Consider the following 19271-nt stretch of genomic DNA (forward strand, 5'->3'; position numbering starts at 1 on the left):
TAAAAAATGCCCGCATCGTTCGATGCGGGCATTTTTGTGTGTGCGTCAGGCTTTATTGATCATCGAAGTAACGCTCGTGCCAGTCCACTAATGGCTGTGGCGAATTGAGCTTCTGCCCGTAGATCACCGAATAAGACAGCACGTTCTGCACATACTGGCGGGTTTCGTCGAACGGGATGCTTTCCACCCATACGTCGAAACTCAGGTGATCGGCACCGCGCAGCCACTGGCGCACGCGGCCGGGGCCGGCGTTGTAGGCGGCGGAAGCGAGGACGCGGTTGCCGTTGAATTGGCTATGCACCTGGCTCAGGTAAGCAGCACCGAGCTGGATGTTTTTGTCCGGGTCGAGCACCTGGGCCGGGGAGGCCAGCGGGATGCTGAACTTGCGCGCAGTATCTTTGGCAGTGCCGGGCATCAGTTGCATCAGGCCGCTGGCGCCGACGCCGGAGCGGGCGTCGTCCATGAACGCGCTTTCCTGGCGGGTGATGGCGAACACCCAGCTCGAATGCAGGCCGCGGACCTTGGCTTCGCGCACCAGGGTGTCGCGGTGGGCCATCGGGAAGCGGATGTCGAGGTCATCCCAGTACTGCGCCTGGCTGATGGTACGGATCGCCGGGAAGTACCACTTCATGTCGTAGGCCAACCTGGCCTGGGCGACCATTTCGTCGCGGTTGAAGTGACGGCTGACGTGGTACCACTCGCGGCGGCCATCGACCACCTGGCCACGCGCATAGAACTCCAGGGCGCGGCGCACGCCGGGGGTGTTGCGCACTTTGTTGATCAGCGCCTGGCTCATCAACAGCGGCTTGTTGATCAACTGGTAGGGGGCTTTGGAGCGGTCAGCGGCGAGGAAACCGTAGAAATCCCGCTCCCGCGACAGGTTCTTGTACAGCACCAGGGCTTGCGGGTTTTTCGGCTCGGCCAGTTCCAGGCTGCGGGCCTGCCAGTAGCGCCAGCGGTTGGTGGTGGCCAAGTCTTGTGGGAGTTTGCGCGTGAGTTGGTAGGCGTCTTCCCAGCGAGCCAGGCGCAACAGCAGGCGCAGGCGCCATTCGGACACGGTGTTGTCGCGCAGTTCGGGGTCGTACTTGGTCATCACCTCAAGGGCGCGTGGGTCAAAGCGCTTGGCCAGGGTCAGGCCGATCTCGCGGGCAATCGCCACTTTTTCGTCACGGGAGAAGTGCATGCTGGTGGCATAGCCGTCGAGCATGGCCATGGCCTTGTCCGGGTCCTGGCGCGCCAGGCGGCGCAGGCCCAGGCCCACGGCGTCAGACATCGCCTCGGTGGCCGGCAGGAAGCGCGAGGGGTCGCTGAGCATCTCGGGCTTTTGCGCCACGTCCACCATCAGGCGGCCTTGGGCGCCGAGGGTCGGCAGGCTTTTCACCAGGCTGTTGGCCAGCGCGTAGTTGCGGGCTTCGGCGGCGAGCTTGGCGCGGTCCCAGATTTTCTGTTCGGTGAGTTGGCCATCTGAGGCCCACTGCGCAAAGGTGGCATCACAGGCCGCCGGTTGGGATTTGCCGGTCAGCCAGAGTTTCTCGGCGGTCTTGTAGCCTTCGGCCTTCAGATTGTGCGTGAGCTGGAACTGGCCATGCAGGCAATCCAGCTCGACGAAATTGAGCTTGGGGTCGTAGTACTTTTCAAAGGTCTGCCAGTCGCCACGGTCGGCCAGCCAGCGCAACCAACGCAGCTTCATCCAGTTGGCTTGGGGCAGGTCGCCGTTTTTAGCGAGGAATTGTTCGATTTCCTCGTTGCTGGCGGTCTTCAGGCGGGCGGTCAACTCGTCGTAGGCCAGGTACGGCGTCAGCGGATAATCGGCCAGGGCCTGGCTGTATTGCATGTACGGCCCGGTATCGCCTTTGGCCAGGGCGCGTTTGGCCTCATCGTAATATTGACGTTGGGTGGTGATGTCCACGGCCTGGGCGGATTGAGCGGCAGTGGCGGTAAGAAGGAGACAAGATAAAAAGTTGAAAAGGCGACTGCGCATGAGACGTCCGTGCAGAGAAATCACGACTAGCGCCGGCACCGCCGACACTCATTGCCTCTAGCTTAGCCTTTTGCCAGCGGCCGGTGAAAGCTTTGCTGACCGGTTCGTTCAAGTTCGCCGAAATTGTCCTACAGAACGCGTCAGTAGCGAAAATGCCGGCCGCATCCCACCCTCAACTCAGGTAGAATGCGCGCCCAGTTTTTGGAGAAGCGTATGACCCTGCTCAAATTCAGCGATGTGTCCCTTGCTTTCGGCGCTATGCCGTTGTTGGACAAGGTGTCCTGGCAGATCGCCCGTGGTGAGCGGGTGTGCATCATCGGCCGCAACGGCACCGGTAAATCCAGCATGATGAAGCTGGTAAAGGGCGACCAGAAGCCCGATGAAGGCTCTGTTTGGCGTGCCCCCGGCCTCAAGATTGGTGAATTGCCGCAGGAATTGCCGGTGGCCGACGGACGGACAGTGTTCGACGTGGTCGCCGAAGGCCTCGACGGCGTTGGCGCGTTGCTCGCCCAGTACCATCACCTGGCGCAGAACTGCGTCACCGAAGAAGATCTGGACAAGCTGATGCACGTCCAGCAAGACCTCGAAGCCCGTGACGGCTGGCGCCTGCAGCAACTGGTGGACAGCACCCTGAGCCGCCTGCAACTGCCGGCCGACAAGACCCTCGCCGAATTGTCCGGCGGCTGGCGTCGTCGCGTGCTGCTGGCCCAGGCCCTGGTGTCCGAGCCGGACCTGCTGCTGCTCGACGAACCGACCAACCACCTGGACATCGGCGCGATTGCCTGGCTCGAAGAAGCCCTCAAGGATTTCCAGGGGGCCGTGCTGTTCATCACGCACGACCGCTCCTTCCTGCAGAACCTGGCGACACGCATCCTCGAACTGGACCGTGGTGGCCTGATCGACTGGAACGGCGACTACGCCAGCTTCCTGGTCCACAAGGAGGCCACCCTGGCCGCCGAAGATACCGCCAACGCCTTGTTCGACAAGCGTCTGGCCCAGGAAGAAGTGTGGATTCGCCAGGGCATCAAGGCGCGCCGCACCCGTAACGAAGGCCGTGTACGCGCACTGAAAGCCCTGCGCGTTGAGCGCGGTGAGCGTCGCGAGCGCACCGGCAAGGCCAACATCATGCTGGAAACCGCCGATAAGTCCGGCAAACAGGTGATGGTGCTGGATAACGTCAGCTTCCATCACCCGGACGGTCCGTTCCTGATCAAGGACTTCTCCATGGTCCTGCAGCGCGGCGACCGCATCGGCCTGCTCGGCGCCAACGGCACCGGCAAGACCACGTTGCTCAAGCTGATGCTCAGCGGCCTGCAGCCGACCAGCGGTAAAGTGGAAGAGGGCACGCGCATCGACGTGGCCTACTTCGACCAGTTGCGTCACCAGTTGGACCTGGAAAAAACCGTGATCGACAACGTCGCCGAAGGCCGCGACTTTATCGATATCGACGGCCAGAGCCGCCATGTGCTGAGCTACCTGGGCGACTTCCTGTTCAGCCCGCAGCGCGCCCGAACGCCGGTCAAGGCCTTGTCCGGTGGTGAGCGCGCGCGCTTGCTGCTGGCCAAGCTGTTCAGCAAGCCAGCCAACTTGCTGGTCCTCGACGAACCGACCAACGACCTCGACGTGGAAACCCTCGAGCTGCTGGAAGAGGTCCTGCTGACCTTCAACGGCACCGTACTGATGGTCAGCCACGACCGGGCATTCCTCGACAACGTGGTCACCAGCACCCTGGTCTTCGAAGGTGAAGGCAAGGTGCGCGAGTACGTCGGTGGTTACCAGGACTGGCTGCGCCAGGGCGGCTCGCCGCGCCTGCTGGGTGTGACCGAGAGCAAGTCCGGCAAGGCCGACTTGACCTCCGCCGTCGTGGCCCCTGCGGCCGCCGCTGCACCGGCTGCGGAAGCCGCGCCTGCCGCGAAGAAGAAACTCAGCTACAAACTGCAGCGTGAGCTGGAAGCCTTGCCGGGTGACATCGACGCCAAGGAACAGCAGATCGCCGCGGTCGAAGCGGAAATGGCTGACGCGGGTTTTTACCTGCGTCCGGCGGCCGAAACCGCCAAGGTCATCGCGTCCCTGGAAACATTGAACCAGGAGCTGGAAGGGTTGGTTGAGCGTTGGGCCGAGCTGGATGCCTGATTGATTCCAATGCATTAAAAAACCCGGTGTTCATCTGATGAACACCGGGTTTTTTATAGGAGATGAGTTCAAATGTGGGAGCAAGCAAGCCCCCTCCCACATTGGATCTTCATCGGTCTTACGAGCTTTTTACCAGCTTCACCGCCAGCACATCGCACGGTGCGCCGTGCAGTACGTCATTGGCGGTGGAACCCAGCAGCAATGCCAGCCCGTGACGGCCATGGCTGCCGACGACGATCAGGTCGCAGCCCTGTTCCTTGGCCAGGTGATGGATTTCCTGGCGCGGCTGACCATAGGTCAGGTGGCTCTGATCTTTTTTCAGGCTCGGGTACTTGGCGATCAGGCGCTCAAGGCGTTCCTTGGCTTGATCGAATTGCTGCTGTTGCAATTGAGACAGGTCCATCGGCACGTCGCCGCCAAAGGCCATGGCCATCGGTTCGACGATGTGCACCAGGGACAGCTTCGCAGTGTCGCCAGCCAGATCCACGGCGCGCTTGATCACTGGATCGCACTCTTCGGTCAGGTCGACGGCGACCAGAATATGTTCGTATGACATGGGGCGTTCCTCCAGGGGACTGCAATAAGTTCAGTATGGCTGCTTTCAGGCGGATGGGGTTGCGTCAGGTCAAATCCGCTCATCTAGAAATTCGGGAGTACACATATGACGGTCTGGATAGTGGTGTCAATCCTCGCGGTGGTTTTGAGCCCCCTGGCATGGCTGCGCCCGTCGCGTCATCAGAGCGGGCGCATGGCCCTGCGTATGGAGGCGCGCCGTATGGGCCTGGCGATGCAACTGTCGCCTCAGGAATGGCCGCACTGGCTCAAGCAGGAGCCACCGAGCCCGTGTGCGCAATACCACCGGCCACGACGCGGCAAGGTCCCTGCGCTATGGAGTTACTGGCAGTTGGAGCCTGGGGTGTGGGTCAATCAATGGCAGGAGCAGTGCGTGGATGAGAAGTTGTTGGCGCATTTTGCGACGCTGCCGGCCAACGTCTACAAAGTCGAGGCGGACCGGCAAATGATCGCATTGTGCTGGGGCGAGAAGGGCGAGGTGAGTGATCTGCAGGCCATTGACACGTTGCTCAAGGCCCTGGCCTGAACGCCAGGCAATAAAAAGCCCGACATCATCATCGGGCGGGGTTGGCCAGGCAGGCCGGTAACTCTGTGTGTTCCACGCCGGGTATTCATCCAGGCGTTTTGACTATTCGTTCATGGCTGCCGCAAGCCTAGCCGGATATCCGGATCTGTACAGCCTTTTTCAACATCGTGTTCATTATTGATTTTGTGAATAATTGAATATTGGCGAAGCGTGGGCCGCGGGTTGGGGTTCTGAAATGACTGGAAAGTCGCGTTTTTCCTAGCGCTTTCGAGCGATTGACAATTGCCCGGAATTGGATGAAGGTGGCGTACCCAAATCAAACGGGCGTATGAATTGAGCGTTTGTCTGTCAGATGTCTCATACAGAATCCCGACTATCGCATTGGCGGGTGTGCCTGGCGCATTGGGGTGAGCATTGACGAAATTTTCAATGTCCATCCAGAGGCCAGCGTCCAATGTGTACTGTTCAGCTTCCATATCGTGGAGATCAGTTGATGATTTACGAAGGTAAAGCCATCACGGTTAAGGCTCTTGAAAGTGGCATCGTCGAACTGAAATTCGACCTCAAGGGTGAGTCCGTCAACAAGTTCAACCGTCTAACCCTGAACGAACTGCGTCAGGCCGTAGACGCCATCAAAGCAGATGCTTCGGTCAAGGGCGTGATCGTCTCCAGCGGCAAGGACGTGTTCATCGTCGGCGCCGACATCACCGAATTCGTCGAGAGCTTCAAGCTGCCCGATGCCGAGCTGGTGGCTGGCAACCTCGAAGCCAACAAGATTTTCAGCGATTTCGAAGACCTCAACGTGCCGACCGTTGCCGCGATCAACGGCATCGCGCTGGGCGGCGGCCTGGAAATGTGCCTGGCGGCGGATTTCCGCGTCATGTCGGCCACTGCGAAAATCGGCCTGCCGGAAGTCAAGTTGGGCATCTACCCAGGCTTCGGCGGCACCGTGCGCCTGCCGCGCATCATCGGTGCCGATAACGCCATCGAGTGGATCGCCGCCGGCAAGGAAAACAAGGCTGAAGACGCGCTGAAAGTCGGTGCTGTCGATGCCGTGGTTGCCCCGGACAAACTCGCCGAAGCGGCACTGAACCTGATCAAGGGCGCCATCAACGGCGAATTTGACTACAAGGCCAAGCGTCAGCCGAAGCTGGAAAAACTCAAGCTCAACGCCATCGAACAAATGATGGCGTTCGAAACCGCCAAAGGTTTCGTGGCCGGCCAGGCCGGCCCGAACTACCCGGCACCGGTTGAAGCGATCAAGACCATCCAGAAAGCCGCGAACTTCGGTCGCGACAAAGCCCTGGAAGTGGAAGCGGCGGGTTTCGTCAAACTGGCCAAGACCTCTGCTGCCCGGAGCCTGATTGGCTTGTTCCTGAACGATCAGGAACTGAAGAAAAAGGCCAAGGCCTACGATGAAGTCGCCAAAGACGTGAAACAGGCCGCCGTACTCGGCGCCGGTATCATGGGCGGCGGTATTGCCTATCAGTCGGCGTCCAAAGGCACGCCGATCCTGATGAAAGACATCAACGAGCACGGCATCGAGCAAGGTCTGGCGGAAGCGGCCAAGCTGCTGGTGGGTCGCGTTGATAAAGGTCGTATGACCGCTGCGAAAATGGCTGAAGTGCTCAACGGCATTCGTCCAACCCTGTCCTACGGTGATTTCGGCCACGTCGACCTGGTGGTCGAAGCGGTTGTCGAAAACCCGAAGGTCAAGCAAGCGGTGCTGGCTGAAGTGGAAGCCCAGGTTAAAGACGACACTATCCTGGCGTCCAACACCTCGACCATTTCCATCACGCTGCTGGCCAAGGCCCTCAAGCGTCCGGAAAACTTCGTCGGCATGCACTTCTTCAACCCGGTACACATGATGCCGCTGGTGGAAGTGATCCGTGGCGAGAAGTCCAGCGAGCTGGCCGTCGCCACCACCGTTGCCTACGCCAAGAAAATGGGCAAGAACCCGATCGTGGTCAACGACTGCCCGGGCTTCCTGGTCAACCGCGTGCTGTTCCCGTACTTCGGTGGTTTCGCCAAGCTGGTCAGCGCCGGTGTGGACTTTGTGCGTATCGACAAGGTCATGGAAAAATTCGGCTGGCCCATGGGCCCGGCGTACCTGATGGACGTGGTCGGCATCGACACCGGCCACCATGGCCGCGACGTGATGGCTGAAGGCTTCCCGGACCGCATGAAAGACGACCGCCGCTCGGCGATCGACGCGCTCTACGAGGCCAAGCGCCTGGGCCAGAAAAACGGCAAGGGTTTCTACGCCTACGAGACCGACAAGAAGGGCAAGCAGAAGAAAGTGGCCGACCCGTCGGTTCACGAAGTACTCGCGCCGGTCATCTACGAACAGCGTGAGGTGTCCGACGAGGACATCATCAACTGGATGATGATCGCCCTGTGCCTGGAAACCGTGCGTTGCCTGGAAGACGGCATCGTTGAAACCGCCGCCGAAGCCGACATGGGCCTGGTGTACGGTATTGGTTTCCCTCCATTCCGTGGCGGTGCGCTGCGTTACATCGACTCGATCGGTGTGGCCGAGTTCGTTGCCCTGGCTGATCAATACGCTGATTTGGGCCCGCTGTACCACCCGACCGCGAAGCTGCGTGAGATGGCCAAGAATGGCCAGAGCTTCTTCGGTTAAGCGTCCCATACACTTGAGCGAGAATATTTATGAGCTTGAATCCAAGAGACGTCGTGATTGTCGACTTCGGTCGCACGCCGATGGGCCGCTCCAAGGGCGGCATGCACCGCAACACCCGCGCCGAAGACATGTCGGCGCACCTGATCAGCAAATTGCTGGAGCGTAACGTCAAGGTCGACCCGAACGAAGTCGAAGACGTGATCTGGGGTTGCGTCAACCAGACCCTGGAGCAGGGCTGGAACATCGCGCGTATGGCCTCGTTGCTGACCCAGATCCCGCACACAGCGGCCGCCCAGACGGTCAGCCGCCTGTGTGGCTCGTCGATGAGCGCACTGCACACTGCCGCCCAGGCGATCATGACCGGCAACGGTGATGTATTCGTGATCGGTGGCGTGGAGCACATGGGCCACGTCAGCATGATGCACGGCGTCGACCCTAACCCGCACATGTCGCTGTACGCGGCAAAAGCCTCGGGCATGATGGGCCTCACCGCGGAAATGCTCGGCAAGATGCACGGCATTACCCGTGAAGCCCAGGACGCGTTCGCCGTGCGCTCCCACCAACTCGCCCACAAGGCGACCGTGGAAGGCAAGTTCAAGGATGAAATCATCCCGATGAACGGCTACGACGAGAACGGTTTCCTGAAACTGTTCGACTACGACGAAACCATTCGTCCGGACACCACCCTGGAAAGCCTGGCCGCCTTGAAACCGGCGTTCAATCCAAAGGGCGGCACCGTGACAGCGGGTACTTCGTCGCAAATCACCGACGGTGCCTCGTGCATGATCGTGATGTCGGCGCAGCGTGCCCAGGACCTGGGTATCCAGCCGATGGCGGTGATTCGTTCGATGGCAGTCGCGGGTGTGGACCCGGCGATCATGGGCTATGGTCCAGTGCCGGCGACACAAAAAGCTTTGAAACGCGCAGGCCTGACCATCGCCGATATCGACTTCTTCGAGCTCAACGAAGCGTTCGCCGCACAGGCCCTGCCAGTGCTGAAAGATTTGAAAGTGCTCGACAAGATGAACGAGAAGGTTAACCTGCACGGCGGCGCGATTGCCCTGGGCCACCCGTTCGGTTGCTCCGGTGCGCGTATCTCCGGCACTTTGCTCAACGTGATGAAGCAAAATGGCGGCAACCTTGGGGTTGCAACCATGTGCATTGGTCTCGGCCAAGGCATTTCCACCGTCTTCGAACGCCTCTAAGCGTTTAGTTGACGGAAGCCGGGGCCCAGTGCCCCGGTTTTTGTTTTTCGGTATGTTTATTATTTTTTTTTAACAAAATTTGTAAGGTGGCCAGAGCATGAAAGTCGAACCAGGGCTCTACCAACATTATAAAGGTCCGCAGTACCGCGTTTTTAATGTGGCGCGGCACTCCGAGACCGAAGAAGAAGTGGTGTTCTACCAAGCACTGTATGGCGATTACGGCTTTTGGGTGCGCCCTTTGAGCATGTTCCTCGAATCCGTCGAAGTTGACGGCGAACAGGTCCCGCGCTTTGCTTTGGTACAGGCCGAACCCAGTCTTTTTTCAGGGCAATAACGGCAGGCCGCGCAGAATGCTGCGCTTGACCTCACCCTGTTGCCACTATATATAGCGTTGCCGCGTCAGGCGCCAACTGCCTTTCACTTCTCGAATTCAGGAATTTTCCGATCCATGGGCAAATCGCTGGTCATTGTGGAATCCCCGGCTAAGGCCAAGACCATCAACAAGTACTTGGGTAACGAGTACGTGGTGAAGTCGAGTATCGGCCATATCCGAGACCTGCCCACCAGCGGTTCGGCTAGCGCCAGCAAGGAGCCAGCCGCCAAGCGCGGCAAGGCGGCTGCGGGCGAAGGTCCGGTACTCACGCCTAAAGAGAAAGCGCGCAAGCAGCTGGTCTCGCGCATGGGTGTGGACCCGGAACATGGCTGGAAGGCCAAGTACGAAATCCTTCCGGGCAAGGAAAAGGTCATCGAAGAGCTGCGCCGGCTCGCCAAAGATGCTGACACCATCTATCTCGCAACGGACTTGGACCGCGAAGGGGAAGCCATTGCCTGGCACCTGCGGGAAGCCATCGGCGGTGATGACAGCCGCTACAAGCGTGTGGTGTTCAACGAAATCACCAAGAAAGCCATCCAGGAAGCCTTCTCCAAGCCGGGCGAACTGGATATCGACCGTGTCAACGCCCAGCAGGCCCGTCGTTTCCTCGACCGCGTCGTGGGTTACATGGTTTCGCCACTGCTGTGGGCCAAGATTGCCCGTGGCCTGTCCGCCGGCCGTGTGCAATCGGTAGCGGTCAAGCTGGTGGTAGAGCGTGAGCGCGAAATTCGTGCGTTCAACCCCGAAGAGTATTGGGAAGTCCACGCGGACCTCGGTACCGCCAAGGGCAACAACGTGCGTTTCGAAGTGGCCCGCGAGAAAGGCGAGGCCTTCAAGCCGCTGAACGAAGCCCAGGCCATGGCTGCGCTGGAGAAGCTCAAGTCTTCCAGCTACAGCATCGTCAAGCGCGAAGACAAGCCGACCAGTAGCAAGCCGTCGGCGCCGTTCATCACGTCCACCCTGCAACAGGCCGCCAGTAACCGCCTGGGCTTCGGCGTGAAGAAAACCATGATGATGGCCCAGCGTCTGTACGAAGCCGGCTACATCACCTATATGCGTACCGACTCCACCAACCTGTCGCAAGACGCGGTGGCGATGGCGCGCACTTATATTGAAAGCGAGTTCGGCAAGAAGTACCTGCCGGAAAACCCGAACGTCTACAGCAGCAAAGAAGGCGCCCAAGAGGCTCACGAAGCGATTCGTCCTTCCGACGCCAACACCGAGCCGAGTAAGCTGACCGGCATGGAGCGTGACGCTGAGCGTCTCTACGAGCTCATCTGGCGCCAGTTCCTGGCCTGCCAGATGCTGCCGGCGCAATACCTGTCCACCACCGTCAGTGTGGGCGCAGGCGACTTCGAGCTGCGTGCCAAAGGCCGTATCCTCAAGTTCGACGGCTACACCCGCGTGATGCCGCAAATCGCCAAGCCAGGCGACGACGATGTGCTGCCGGACATGGCCCAGGGTGACACGTTGAAGCTGATCAAGCTCGACCCGTCCCAGCATTTCACCAAGCCGCCGGCGCGTTATTCGGAAGCCAGCCTGGTGAAGGAGATGGAGAAACGCGGTATCGGTCGTCCTTCGACCTATGCGGCGATCATCTCCACCATCCAGGACCGTGGCTACGTGGCGCTGCACAACCGTCGTTTCTATTCGGAAAAGATGGGCGACATCGTCACCGAGCGTCTGTCCGAGAGCTTCTCCAACCTGATGGACTACGGCTTCACTGCCGGCATGGAAGAGAACCTCGACGACGTGGCCCACGGCGAGCGCGACTGGAAGAGCGTACTCGACGAGTTCTACGGCGACTTCAAGAAGAAGCTCGAAGTGGCCGAAAGCCCGGACAGCGGCATGCGTGCCAACCAGCCGGTGATGACCGACATCCCGTGCCTGACTTGCGGCCGGCCGATGCAGATTCGTACCGCGTCCACCGGCGTATTCCTCGGTTGCTCGGGCTACAGCCTGCCGCCGAAAGAACGCTGCAAGGCCACCGTCAACCTGGTGCCGGGCGATGAAATCGCCGCCGACGACGAGGGTGAATCCGAATCGCTGGTCCTGCGTGGCAAGCACCGTTGCCCGATCTGCAGCACGGCGATGGATGCCTACCTGTTGGACGAGAAGCACAAGTTGCACATCTGCGGTAACAACCCGGATTGCGACGGCTACGAGATCGAAGAGGGCAGCTACCGCATCAAAGGCTACGAAGGCCCGAGCCTGGAATGCGACAAGTGCGGCAGCGAGATGCAGCTCAAGACCGGCCGTTTCGGCAAGTTCTTCGGGTGCACCAACGCGACGTGCAAGAACACCCGCAAACTGCTGAAAAGCGGTGATGCGGCGCCGCCGAAGATGGACCCGGTGAAGATGCCTGAGCTCAAGTGCGAGAAGGTCAACGACACCTACATCCTGCGTGATGGCGCTTCGGGGCTGTTCCTGGCTGCCAGCCAGTTCCCGAAAAACCGCGAGACCCGTGCGCCGCTGGTGCTGGAGATCGCGCCGCACAAGGATGAGATCGATCCGAAGTACCACTTCCTGTGTGAAGCGCCGAAGAAGGACCCGGACGGTCGCCCGGCCGTGATCCGCTACAGCCGCAAGACCAAGGAGCAGTACATACAGTCCGAAGTGGACGGTAAGCCTACCGGTTGGAAGGCGTTCTACGACGGCGGCAAGTGGAAGGTCGAGGACAAGCGCCAGGGCGCTTGATCCGTTAAGCTGCGAAAAACAAAGGCCGCCTGCCCAGGCGGCCTTTTTTTGCCCTTGCAGTGGGGTCGGCTGATCCGTGACACTGTTGAGCCAGCATCACGTCTATTCGTTGTGGAGATTGCCGTCATGGCCAACGAACTCTATACCCGTACCAATCAGAAAATTTACTTCGCGGGTTTGTCCCTGGAAGCCCTTGGCCGCGCCGAGGCAGGGAAGGAGATGAACGCCATCGCGCTGGTCCAGGCGGGACGTGAGGCGGCCTTGTTTCACCTCTACGGCGCCTTGCTGGGGTTGTGTCATGAAATCGCCGGGTTCTACCGTTTACCCCAGGCCGGTTCGCCGCGTGCGGAAATGATCATGAATCGCGAAGTGCTGGACAGCATGGCGATTCCTGAGCTCGCCGAGCTGGTGGAAATGGCGCAAAGCCCCGACAGTTGGGTCGCGCGCCTGCTCAAAGCGCATGCCGATATGTTCCAGCCGCCGCGTGTTCCTCATGTCCCCAAGGGCGATGTGACCCAGCCGTTGATCGTGGCGCTGGCGCTGGAAGAGGATGAACCGAAGCCGTTGAGCCGCGAAGAGCTGGAAGGCTGGCGCCAAGAGCTGAAAAAGATGGCGCTGCGTTTTCGCGAAGGTTTGAACGAGTGCTGAGCTAAGTTATCTGCCAATTGCTCTGGGCAATGTGGGAGCAGGCAAGCCAGCTCCCACCGCGGCAGCGGTGATCCAAAGGACACCATTCATCCAGCCGTAAAGAAACCTCGCCAGATCCTCTGCGAGGCCCGGCAGATGACTGATATAATCCCCCGCCTTTCGTGGAGAATAGACTTTTATGCCGACGTCCTTTCTGGAAATTGTTGAATTGCCTGACGGCCGAATCGAGCTGCGCCGGGCTGAGGACGAGGGTTCTCTGGTTATCTTGGACTTTTCCGAGGACGCCAAGGCGTTCCTGCAAGGCCAGCACGTGGAAGTGGCAAAAGCCATGTTGAGCGTTGGTGTGCAGATGGCTGGCCGCCTGGCGGAAGGCGAACCGGAGAAGGACGACGGTCCACGGGTTCTGCACTGAGTCTCGTTGGTCGCTTTTTTTGGCTGTATGTTGCAGATCGGCTTCTCAGCCTGAAGAAGCCTCGCGTCGATCGCGGGCACTGACCAAGGTCAGCTAGCCGCGAGTCTGACTGTTGCATTTACCCCAAACGAATATTCAAGCTCTGTGCATCGCCAGTGCGCGCTGCACTGATCAACTGCTGCTTGGCGTTCGCATTCAGCGGGTTCAACCAGCTCACGACCGTATGGCTGCGGCCCAGGCGCAGGGCTTCGCAGGTCAACTGCTGCGCGCTTTGCGCTCCGCGTGGTTGTAGCAACAGGATGCGCTCGCGGTTGAGACCGGCATCCCGCAACCAGGCTTGGGTCAGGCTGGCGGGCGGGGCGATCAGCGTCAACCAGCGTGCATCCTGTTCCTGGCTCAGTTCGCGAAGGATCGGCGCCAGCAGGCTCAGGCAGCTCCCGGCCGCACCGCGCAACGACAGTTCACTGAACGCCTCAGGCTCGGCGCTCCAGGGCGCCTCGACCGTTTCCTTGAGGATGGGCGCAAGGGGTTGGGCCATAAAGGCCTCGAACAGCGACAGTTGTGTGTGTTGGGGTGTGTGCACGAGCTGCATGATGCCTCCTTTAGCGGCGAATGACGCCGACGCTCAGGCCTTCGATCACCAGGTCCTGGTCTTTCAGGTTGACTTCAATCGGGGCGAACTCAGGGTTCTCGGCCAGGAGCCAGACCTTGCTGCCTTCGCGCTTGAAGCGTTTGACGGTGACTTCGTCGCCGATACGGGCGACGACGATCTGGCCATTACGGGCTTCGCGAGTGGTGTGGACAGCCAACAGGTCTCCGTCGAAAATGCCCACGTCCTTCATGCTCATGCCATGGACCCGCAACAGGTAGTCGGCGCGAGGATGGAAGAAGGTCGGGTTGATGTTGCAGGACTCCTCGACGTGCTGCTGCGCGAGGATCGGCGCACCGGCAGCGACGCGGCCGATGATCGGCAGGGTCGATTCGTCGGCCTTGGCTTCGAAACCGGGGATACGAATGCCCCGCGAAGCGCCCGGGGTCATCTCGATCGCGCCTTTGCGAGCGAGGGCCTTGAGGTGTTCTTCGGCGGCGTTGGGGGATTTGAACCCCAGTTCCAGCGCAATTTCCGCGCGCGTCGGCGGGTAGCCGTTGTCGTCGAGGCAGCGCTTGATAAAAGCCAGAATCTCAGCTTGGCGTGGCGTCAGTTTTATCATGTTGATCGCTCTGTCTTTTTATACAGTGACTGGGATTATATACAGTGAACTGCGCTTGGCAATCATCCTTTTTTTAGCGTCCGCTGGACGGTCATTTGTTATCTCTCCTACAAGGTAGAGACAGCGCTGCCTACAGAGTTGAAAGGATGTGATTAAATAGCGCTCAAATAGATGACTGCCCGGCCGGAAAGCGAACCCGCAGGCTTGACAAGACACAACCTGAAACGTATGTTTCAAACAAGTGTTTGTCAGGCGGAGTAGCCATGGCCCAGTCGGAAACCGTTGAACGCATTCTCGATGCTGCCGAGCAATTGTTCGCGGAAAAAGGATTTGCTGAAACTTCATTGCGGCTGATCACCAGCAAGGCCGGGGTCAACCTCGCCGCCGTGAACTACCATTTCGGCTCGAAAAAAGCCCTGATCCAGGCGGTCTTCTCGCGTTTCCTAGGGCCGTTCTGTGCGAGTCTCGACCGTGAACTCGAGCGCCGCCAGGCCAAGGCTGACCATAAGCCAAGCCTTGAAGAACTGCTGGAAATCCTCGTTGAGCAAGCGCTGGTGGTACAGCCCCGCAGCGGCAACGACCTGTCGATCTTCATGCGCCTGTTGGGCCTGGCGTTCAGCCAGAGCCAGGGCCACCTGCGGCGTTACCTGGAAGACATGTACGGCAAGGTATTCCGCCGCTATATGTTGCTGGTCAACGAAGCCGCCCCGCGCATCCCGCCGATCGAATTGTTCTGGCGCGTGCACTTCATGCTCGGTGCAGCGGCATTCAGTATGTCCGGGATCAAAGCGTTGCGGGCAATTGCCGAGACTGACTTTGGCGTCAACACCTCCATCGAACAGGTGATGCGCCTGATGGTGCCGTTCCTCGCTGCGGGCATGCGCGCCGAAACCGGCGTGACCGACCAGGCCATGGCCGCCGCCCAATTGCGTCCGCGCAGCAAATCCACGCCAATCCCCGCGAAGGTTTGACCGCCCCGGGTGTGCGCGGCCGCTGGCATCCGCTAAGCTAGCCGCCCATGCCGAATTCAGCTATTTACTCGCAACCTGTTGTTCTCGCCGCGCCCGTCGCGCCGCGAGAGTAACGGGCTGTGTGCGTTATATAAGGAAGGTTTATGACTGCTGCCCTGCAAGGTTCTTTGATGGTCGACGTTGCCGGTACCTGGCTGACGGCCGAGGATCGCCACCTGTTGCGCCAGCCTGAGGTGGGCGGCCTGATCATTTTTGCACGCAATATCGAGCATCCGCGCCAGGTGCGGGAATTGAGCGCGGCGATTCGTGCCGTGCGCCCGGACCTGCTGCTGGCGGTCGACCAGGAAGGCGGTCGTGTGCAGCGCCTGCGCCAGGGCTTTGTGCGTCTGCCGGCCATGCGCGCGCTGGCGGATAACCCCAACGCCGAATATCTGGCCGAGCAGTGTGGCTGGATCATGGCCACCGAAGTCCTGGCCGTTGGCCTGGACCTGAGCTTCGCCCCGGTGCTGGACCTGGACTACCAGCGTAGCGCCGTGGTCGGCACCCGCTCCTTCGAGGGCGACCCCGAGCGCGCTGCACTGCTTGCCGGTGCGTTCATCCGCGGCATGAACAGCGCGGGCATGGCCGCCACGGGCAAGCATTTCCCGGGGCACGGTTGGGCTGAGGCGGATTCCCACGTTGCAATTCCCAATGACGAACGCAGCCTGGAACAGATTCGCGCCAATGACTTGGTGCCTTTCGCACGCCTGAGTCAGCAATTGGCGGCGGTGATGCCGGCACACGTCATTTACCCGCAAGTCGACGCCCAGCCTGCCGGTTTTTCGCGCCGCTGGTTGCAGGACATCCTGCGCGGCGAGCTGCAGTTTGACGGGGTGATTTTCAGTGACGACCTGTCCATGGCCGGTGCCCATGTTGTCGGGGATGCGGCCAGCCGTATTGAAGCCGCACTGACGGCAGGTTGCGACATGGGCCTGGTGTGCAATGATCGGGCGGCTGCCGAACTGGCACTGAGTGCGGCCCAGCGCATGAAGGTCATACCCTCGGCGCGGATTGCGCGGATGCGTGGGCAAGCGATTGCGTCGACGGACTATAAGCAAGATCCGCGTTGGCGGGTGGCGCTCGGGGCACTGCGCGAGGCGCAGTTGATCGATTAAGGCGGCGGCGCGCCTATCGCGGGCAGGCCCGCGATAGGCGACCTAACCGTCAGCGCTTTTCTTGTTTATTGGGCAACGGCGCAAACAGCGCCTCGATATCCTCGTTGCCCAACTGCCAATCCCCGGTGGTCCGTCCATCCAGGACGCCCGCTGCCAGATCGGACTTTTCCTTCTGCAGGTGCTGGATTTTCTCCTCCACCGTGCCCCGCGCAATCATCTTGTAGACGAATACCGGCTTCTCCTGGCCGATGCGATACGCACGGTCGGTGGCCTGGTTTTCCGTGGCCGGGTTCCACCACGGGTCATAGTGGATCACGGTGTCGGCTTCGGTCAGGTTCAGGCCCACGCCACCCGCCTTCAGGCTGATCAGAAAGATCTGCAGCTTGCCGCTCTGGAAGTCCTTCACCGGCGTGCGCCGATCGCGGGTCTGGCCGGTCAGCAGCGCGTAGGCGACGCCGCGTTTTTTCAGCTCGACTTCAATCAAGCTCAGCATCGAGGTGAACTGGGAAAACAACAGAATTCGGCGACCTTCGGCAAACAGTTCTTCGAGCATCTCCATCAAGCTGTCGAGCTTGCCCGAGCTGCTGCCGCGCGCCGGTAGGGTGGCATCGTTGACCAGGCGCAAGTCGCAGCACACCTGGCGCAACTTGAGCAGCGCTTCAAGAATGATGATCTGGCTGCGCGCCACGCCTTTGCGGGTGATCTCGTCGCGGACTTTTTTGTCCATGGCCAGGCGCATGGTTTCGTACACGTCGCGCTGGGCTTCATTGAGCTCGACCCAGTGGATGATCTCGGTCTTCGGCGGCAATTCCGTCGCCACCTGTTCCTTGGTACGACGCAGCAGGAAGGGTTTGATCCGACCGTTCAGGTGCTGCAGTCGCACATCACTGGCGCGTTTTTCAATGGGTACGCGGTAATCGCGGTTGAAACTTTTTATGTCGCCCAGCCAGCCCGGCAGCAGGAAGTGGAACAGCGACCACAGCTCGCCCAGGTGGTTTTCCAACGGCGTGCCGCTCAGGCACAGACGCTGCCGTGCGTTGAGCTCACGTGCCGCCTGGGCCGCCTTGCTCGAAGGGTTCTTGATGTACTGCGCTTCGTCGAGGATCAGCACATGCAAGGGCAGGGCGGTGAGCTGCTCGATGTCTTTGGGCAGCAACGCATACGTGGTCAGCAGCAGGTCGTAGTCCTGCAAGTTCGCGAAGTGCTTTTTGCGCGTGGCGCCGTACAGCGCCAGGACCTTGAGTTGCGGCGTGAAGTGCGCGGCTTCGTCAAGCCAGTTGGGAATCAGGCTGGTGGGCATCACCACCATGCACGGGCGGTCCAGGCGCCCGGCGATCTTTTCGCTGAGAATATGCGCCAGGGTCTGTAGGGTTTTGCCCAGGCCCATGTCGTCCGCAAGAATGCCGCCCACATCCAGCTGGCGCAGCGACTGCATCCAGCTCAAACCCTCCAACTGATAGGGGCGCAAGGTCGCGTTCAAGCCCTCGGGCGCGACGCAGGTGAAATCCTTGATGTCGCGCAGGCGCTGGGCGAAGTTGCGGATTTTCTCGCCGCCTTCCCATTGCAGGGGCAGGTCTTCCAGCGGGTTGAGGCGGATCGCGTCGGCTTTGGCCAGGCGCAGCGTGGTGGTGCCGGGTTCCTGCAGGTAAAACTCGCCGAGGGTGGCCAGTACGGGTTTCAAACGGCCGTAGGGCAGTGCCACTTGCAGCGGGCCATGGCCACCGTTGGGCAGGCCGGGGATGTTTACCAGGATCAGTTCGTCATCGCGGCGCCGCGCGAGTTTTTCCGGGTTGAGGATCTCGGTGTGGGAGCGCATCAGGTTCAGCAGGATCGGTAGCAGGCTCAGGCGCTCACCGTTGACGATGATCCCCAGTTCCAGATCGAACCAGTCACGCTCCGGCCCTTCGTCGACGGTGGCATACCAGTCGTCCACCGGGCTCAGGTCGAAGCCGAAGTCGTCGTCGATCTGCAACTCCCAACCTTCGGCCCGCAGTGTCGGCGATGCGTTGAGGGTGAAGTTCAGCCAGGCGCTGTCGTTGACCATCTCGAACAGCTCGCCGGCACTTTCCGGCAGCGCTTTGCTCTGGCGCGTGGCGATCTTGAAGCCGAGCAGGCGCAGTTGCTCGCGATAGCGCTGTTCCTGCTCGGGGTGCCGCTTGATCCGCAGGCTCTGGGTTTCCTGGCGGACGATGATGTCGGCGTTCTTTTGCCCGCTGACGTAGTTGCCCAGATAATTGAACGACAGCGCCGCACGGTGCTGGATATAGCGCTGCATCTTGCCGTTGCGCGGCTCGAAGGCGCTGAACTCGACACTCGCCAGCCACAAGCGTGGCACCGGCAGCACATCGTCCATCACCACTTGCGGCAGCACTACGCGGTTGTCCAGCACGGCCTGGAGTTTTTCCAGCAGTTCGGCGTCCTGGGCCGCCGCCGGGTAGGCCAGGGTTTCCTGGACCTTGAGCAGCACCGCCGCGATGTGTTTGCAGTTGGTGTGTACCGGGCAGGTACAGCGGCTGTCCACCAGGATCAGCGTGCCCTTGGCCGATTCGCGCAACGAGATGGTCTGCCGGTAGACGTTGCTGCCCGAGCCTTCGCAACTGGCGATGATGGTGCTGTCGCCCGACTCGACGATGCGCACGCGGTTTTCCAGGGCATAGCGCCGCCCGCGCTCCAGGCTTTGTTCTTTAAAGCGATTGGCCCACGAAGGGGCCAAGGGCTTGGTCAGCGGCGACGTCAGGGGCATGGC

Annotated in this window: 16 protein-coding genes; 10 read left to right on the plus strand and 6 right to left on the minus strand. The window is 60.5% G+C overall.

The window, feature by feature from the left end:
* Positions 1-52: 52 nt before the first annotated feature.
* Complete coding sequence (locus ACP7CJ_RS03100) at positions 53-1981, minus strand: transglycosylase SLT domain-containing protein (RefSeq protein ID WP_426099490.1); 1929 nt, start codon at positions 1979-1981, stop codon at positions 53-55.
* Between the two features lie 213 nt (positions 1982-2194).
* Here ACP7CJ_RS03100 and ACP7CJ_RS03105 point away from each other — a divergent pair, with 213 nt between their 5' ends.
* Positions 2195-4114: an ATP-binding cassette domain-containing protein gene (locus ACP7CJ_RS03105; RefSeq protein WP_247402014.1), complete on the plus strand. Its 1920-nt coding sequence runs from the start codon at positions 2195-2197 to the stop codon at positions 4112-4114.
* A 118-nt stretch (positions 4115-4232) separates the two neighbouring features.
* Here ACP7CJ_RS03105 and ACP7CJ_RS03110 read toward each other — a convergent pair whose 3' ends face one another.
* Entirely contained in the window at positions 4233-4670 is a 438-nt protein-coding gene (locus ACP7CJ_RS03110) for a universal stress protein (RefSeq protein ID WP_247402012.1), read from the minus strand.
* Between the two features lie 105 nt (positions 4671-4775).
* Here ACP7CJ_RS03110 and ACP7CJ_RS03115 point away from each other — a divergent pair, with 105 nt between their 5' ends.
* Positions 4776-5213, plus strand: a complete 438-nt coding sequence (locus tag ACP7CJ_RS03115; RefSeq protein ID WP_426099489.1) for a hypothetical protein — start codon at positions 4776-4778, stop codon at positions 5211-5213.
* Positions 5214-5323: 110 nt separating this feature from the next.
* Here the strand turns inward: ACP7CJ_RS03115 and ACP7CJ_RS03120 are convergent, their stop codons facing one another.
* Positions 5324-5689 carry a hypothetical protein gene (locus ACP7CJ_RS03120; RefSeq protein ID WP_253394118.1) on the minus strand — a complete coding sequence of 122 codons (366 nt, stop codon included), beginning with the start codon at positions 5687-5689 and terminating at the stop codon, positions 5324-5326.
* A 17-nt stretch (positions 5690-5706) separates the two neighbouring features.
* Between ACP7CJ_RS03120 and fadB the strand changes: the two genes are divergently transcribed.
* The 6 genes from fadB to ACP7CJ_RS03150 all read left to right on the plus strand — a co-directional run bounded on the left by fadB (position 5707) and on the right by ACP7CJ_RS03150 (position 13189).
* Positions 5707-7854 carry a fatty acid oxidation complex subunit alpha FadB gene (gene fadB, locus ACP7CJ_RS03125; protein WP_426099488.1) on the plus strand — a complete coding sequence of 716 codons (2148 nt, stop codon included), beginning with the start codon at positions 5707-5709 and terminating at the stop codon, positions 7852-7854.
* Positions 7855-7883: 29 nt separating this feature from the next.
* Positions 7884-9059 carry an acetyl-CoA C-acyltransferase FadA gene (gene fadA, locus ACP7CJ_RS03130; RefSeq protein ID WP_276197039.1) on the plus strand — a complete coding sequence of 392 codons (1176 nt, stop codon included), beginning with the start codon at positions 7884-7886 and terminating at the stop codon, positions 9057-9059.
* Between the two features lie 97 nt (positions 9060-9156).
* Entirely contained in the window at positions 9157-9393 is a 237-nt protein-coding gene (locus ACP7CJ_RS03135) for a DUF1653 domain-containing protein (protein ID WP_010563748.1), read from the plus strand.
* A gap of 114 nt (positions 9394-9507) precedes the next feature.
* A complete protein-coding gene (topA, locus tag ACP7CJ_RS03140) occupies positions 9508-12129 on the plus strand; it encodes a type I DNA topoisomerase (RefSeq protein ID WP_276197040.1) in 2622 nt (873 codons plus the stop codon).
* Between the two features lie 126 nt (positions 12130-12255).
* Entirely contained in the window at positions 12256-12777 is a 522-nt protein-coding gene (locus ACP7CJ_RS03145; RefSeq protein ID WP_247401998.1) for a DUF6586 family protein, read from the plus strand.
* Between the two features lie 178 nt (positions 12778-12955).
* Complete coding sequence (locus ACP7CJ_RS03150; protein WP_053255041.1) at positions 12956-13189, plus strand: hypothetical protein; 234 nt, start codon at positions 12956-12958, stop codon at positions 13187-13189.
* A gap of 118 nt (positions 13190-13307) precedes the next feature.
* Here the strand turns inward: ACP7CJ_RS03150 and sulA are convergent, their stop codons facing one another.
* The gene (sulA, locus tag ACP7CJ_RS03155; RefSeq protein ID WP_426099487.1) at positions 13308-13781 is read right to left on the minus strand and encodes an SOS-induced cell division inhibitor SulA; all 474 of its coding nucleotides are present in this window, start codon (positions 13779-13781) and stop codon (positions 13308-13310) included.
* Positions 13782-13791: 10 nt separating this feature from the next.
* Complete coding sequence (gene lexA / locus ACP7CJ_RS03160) at positions 13792-14400, minus strand: transcriptional repressor LexA (RefSeq protein WP_247401992.1); 609 nt, start codon at positions 14398-14400, stop codon at positions 13792-13794.
* Between the two features lie 263 nt (positions 14401-14663).
* Here lexA and ACP7CJ_RS03165 point away from each other — a divergent pair, with 263 nt between their 5' ends.
* The gene (locus ACP7CJ_RS03165; protein WP_253394130.1) at positions 14664-15371 is read left to right on the plus strand and encodes a TetR/AcrR family transcriptional regulator; all 708 of its coding nucleotides are present in this window, start codon (positions 14664-14666) and stop codon (positions 15369-15371) included.
* Between the two features lie 143 nt (positions 15372-15514).
* Positions 15515-16525 (plus strand): beta-N-acetylhexosaminidase, encoded by a 1011-nt coding sequence (gene nagZ, locus ACP7CJ_RS03170; protein ID WP_426099486.1) that lies wholly within the window; start codon positions 15515-15517, stop codon positions 16523-16525.
* A gap of 49 nt (positions 16526-16574) precedes the next feature.
* On the opposite strand, the gene ACP7CJ_RS03175 is transcribed toward nagZ, so the two are convergent.
* Positions 16575-19268 (minus strand): DEAD/DEAH box helicase, encoded by a 2694-nt coding sequence (locus ACP7CJ_RS03175; protein ID WP_426099484.1) that lies wholly within the window; start codon positions 19266-19268, stop codon positions 16575-16577.
* Positions 19269-19271 lie beyond the last annotated feature (3 nt).

Origin of the sequence: Pseudomonas sp. PSPC3-2, from assembly GCF_049897085.1 — a bacterium.
Taxonomy (GTDB): Bacteria; Pseudomonadota; Gammaproteobacteria; order Pseudomonadales; family Pseudomonadaceae; genus Aquipseudomonas; species Aquipseudomonas paraveronii.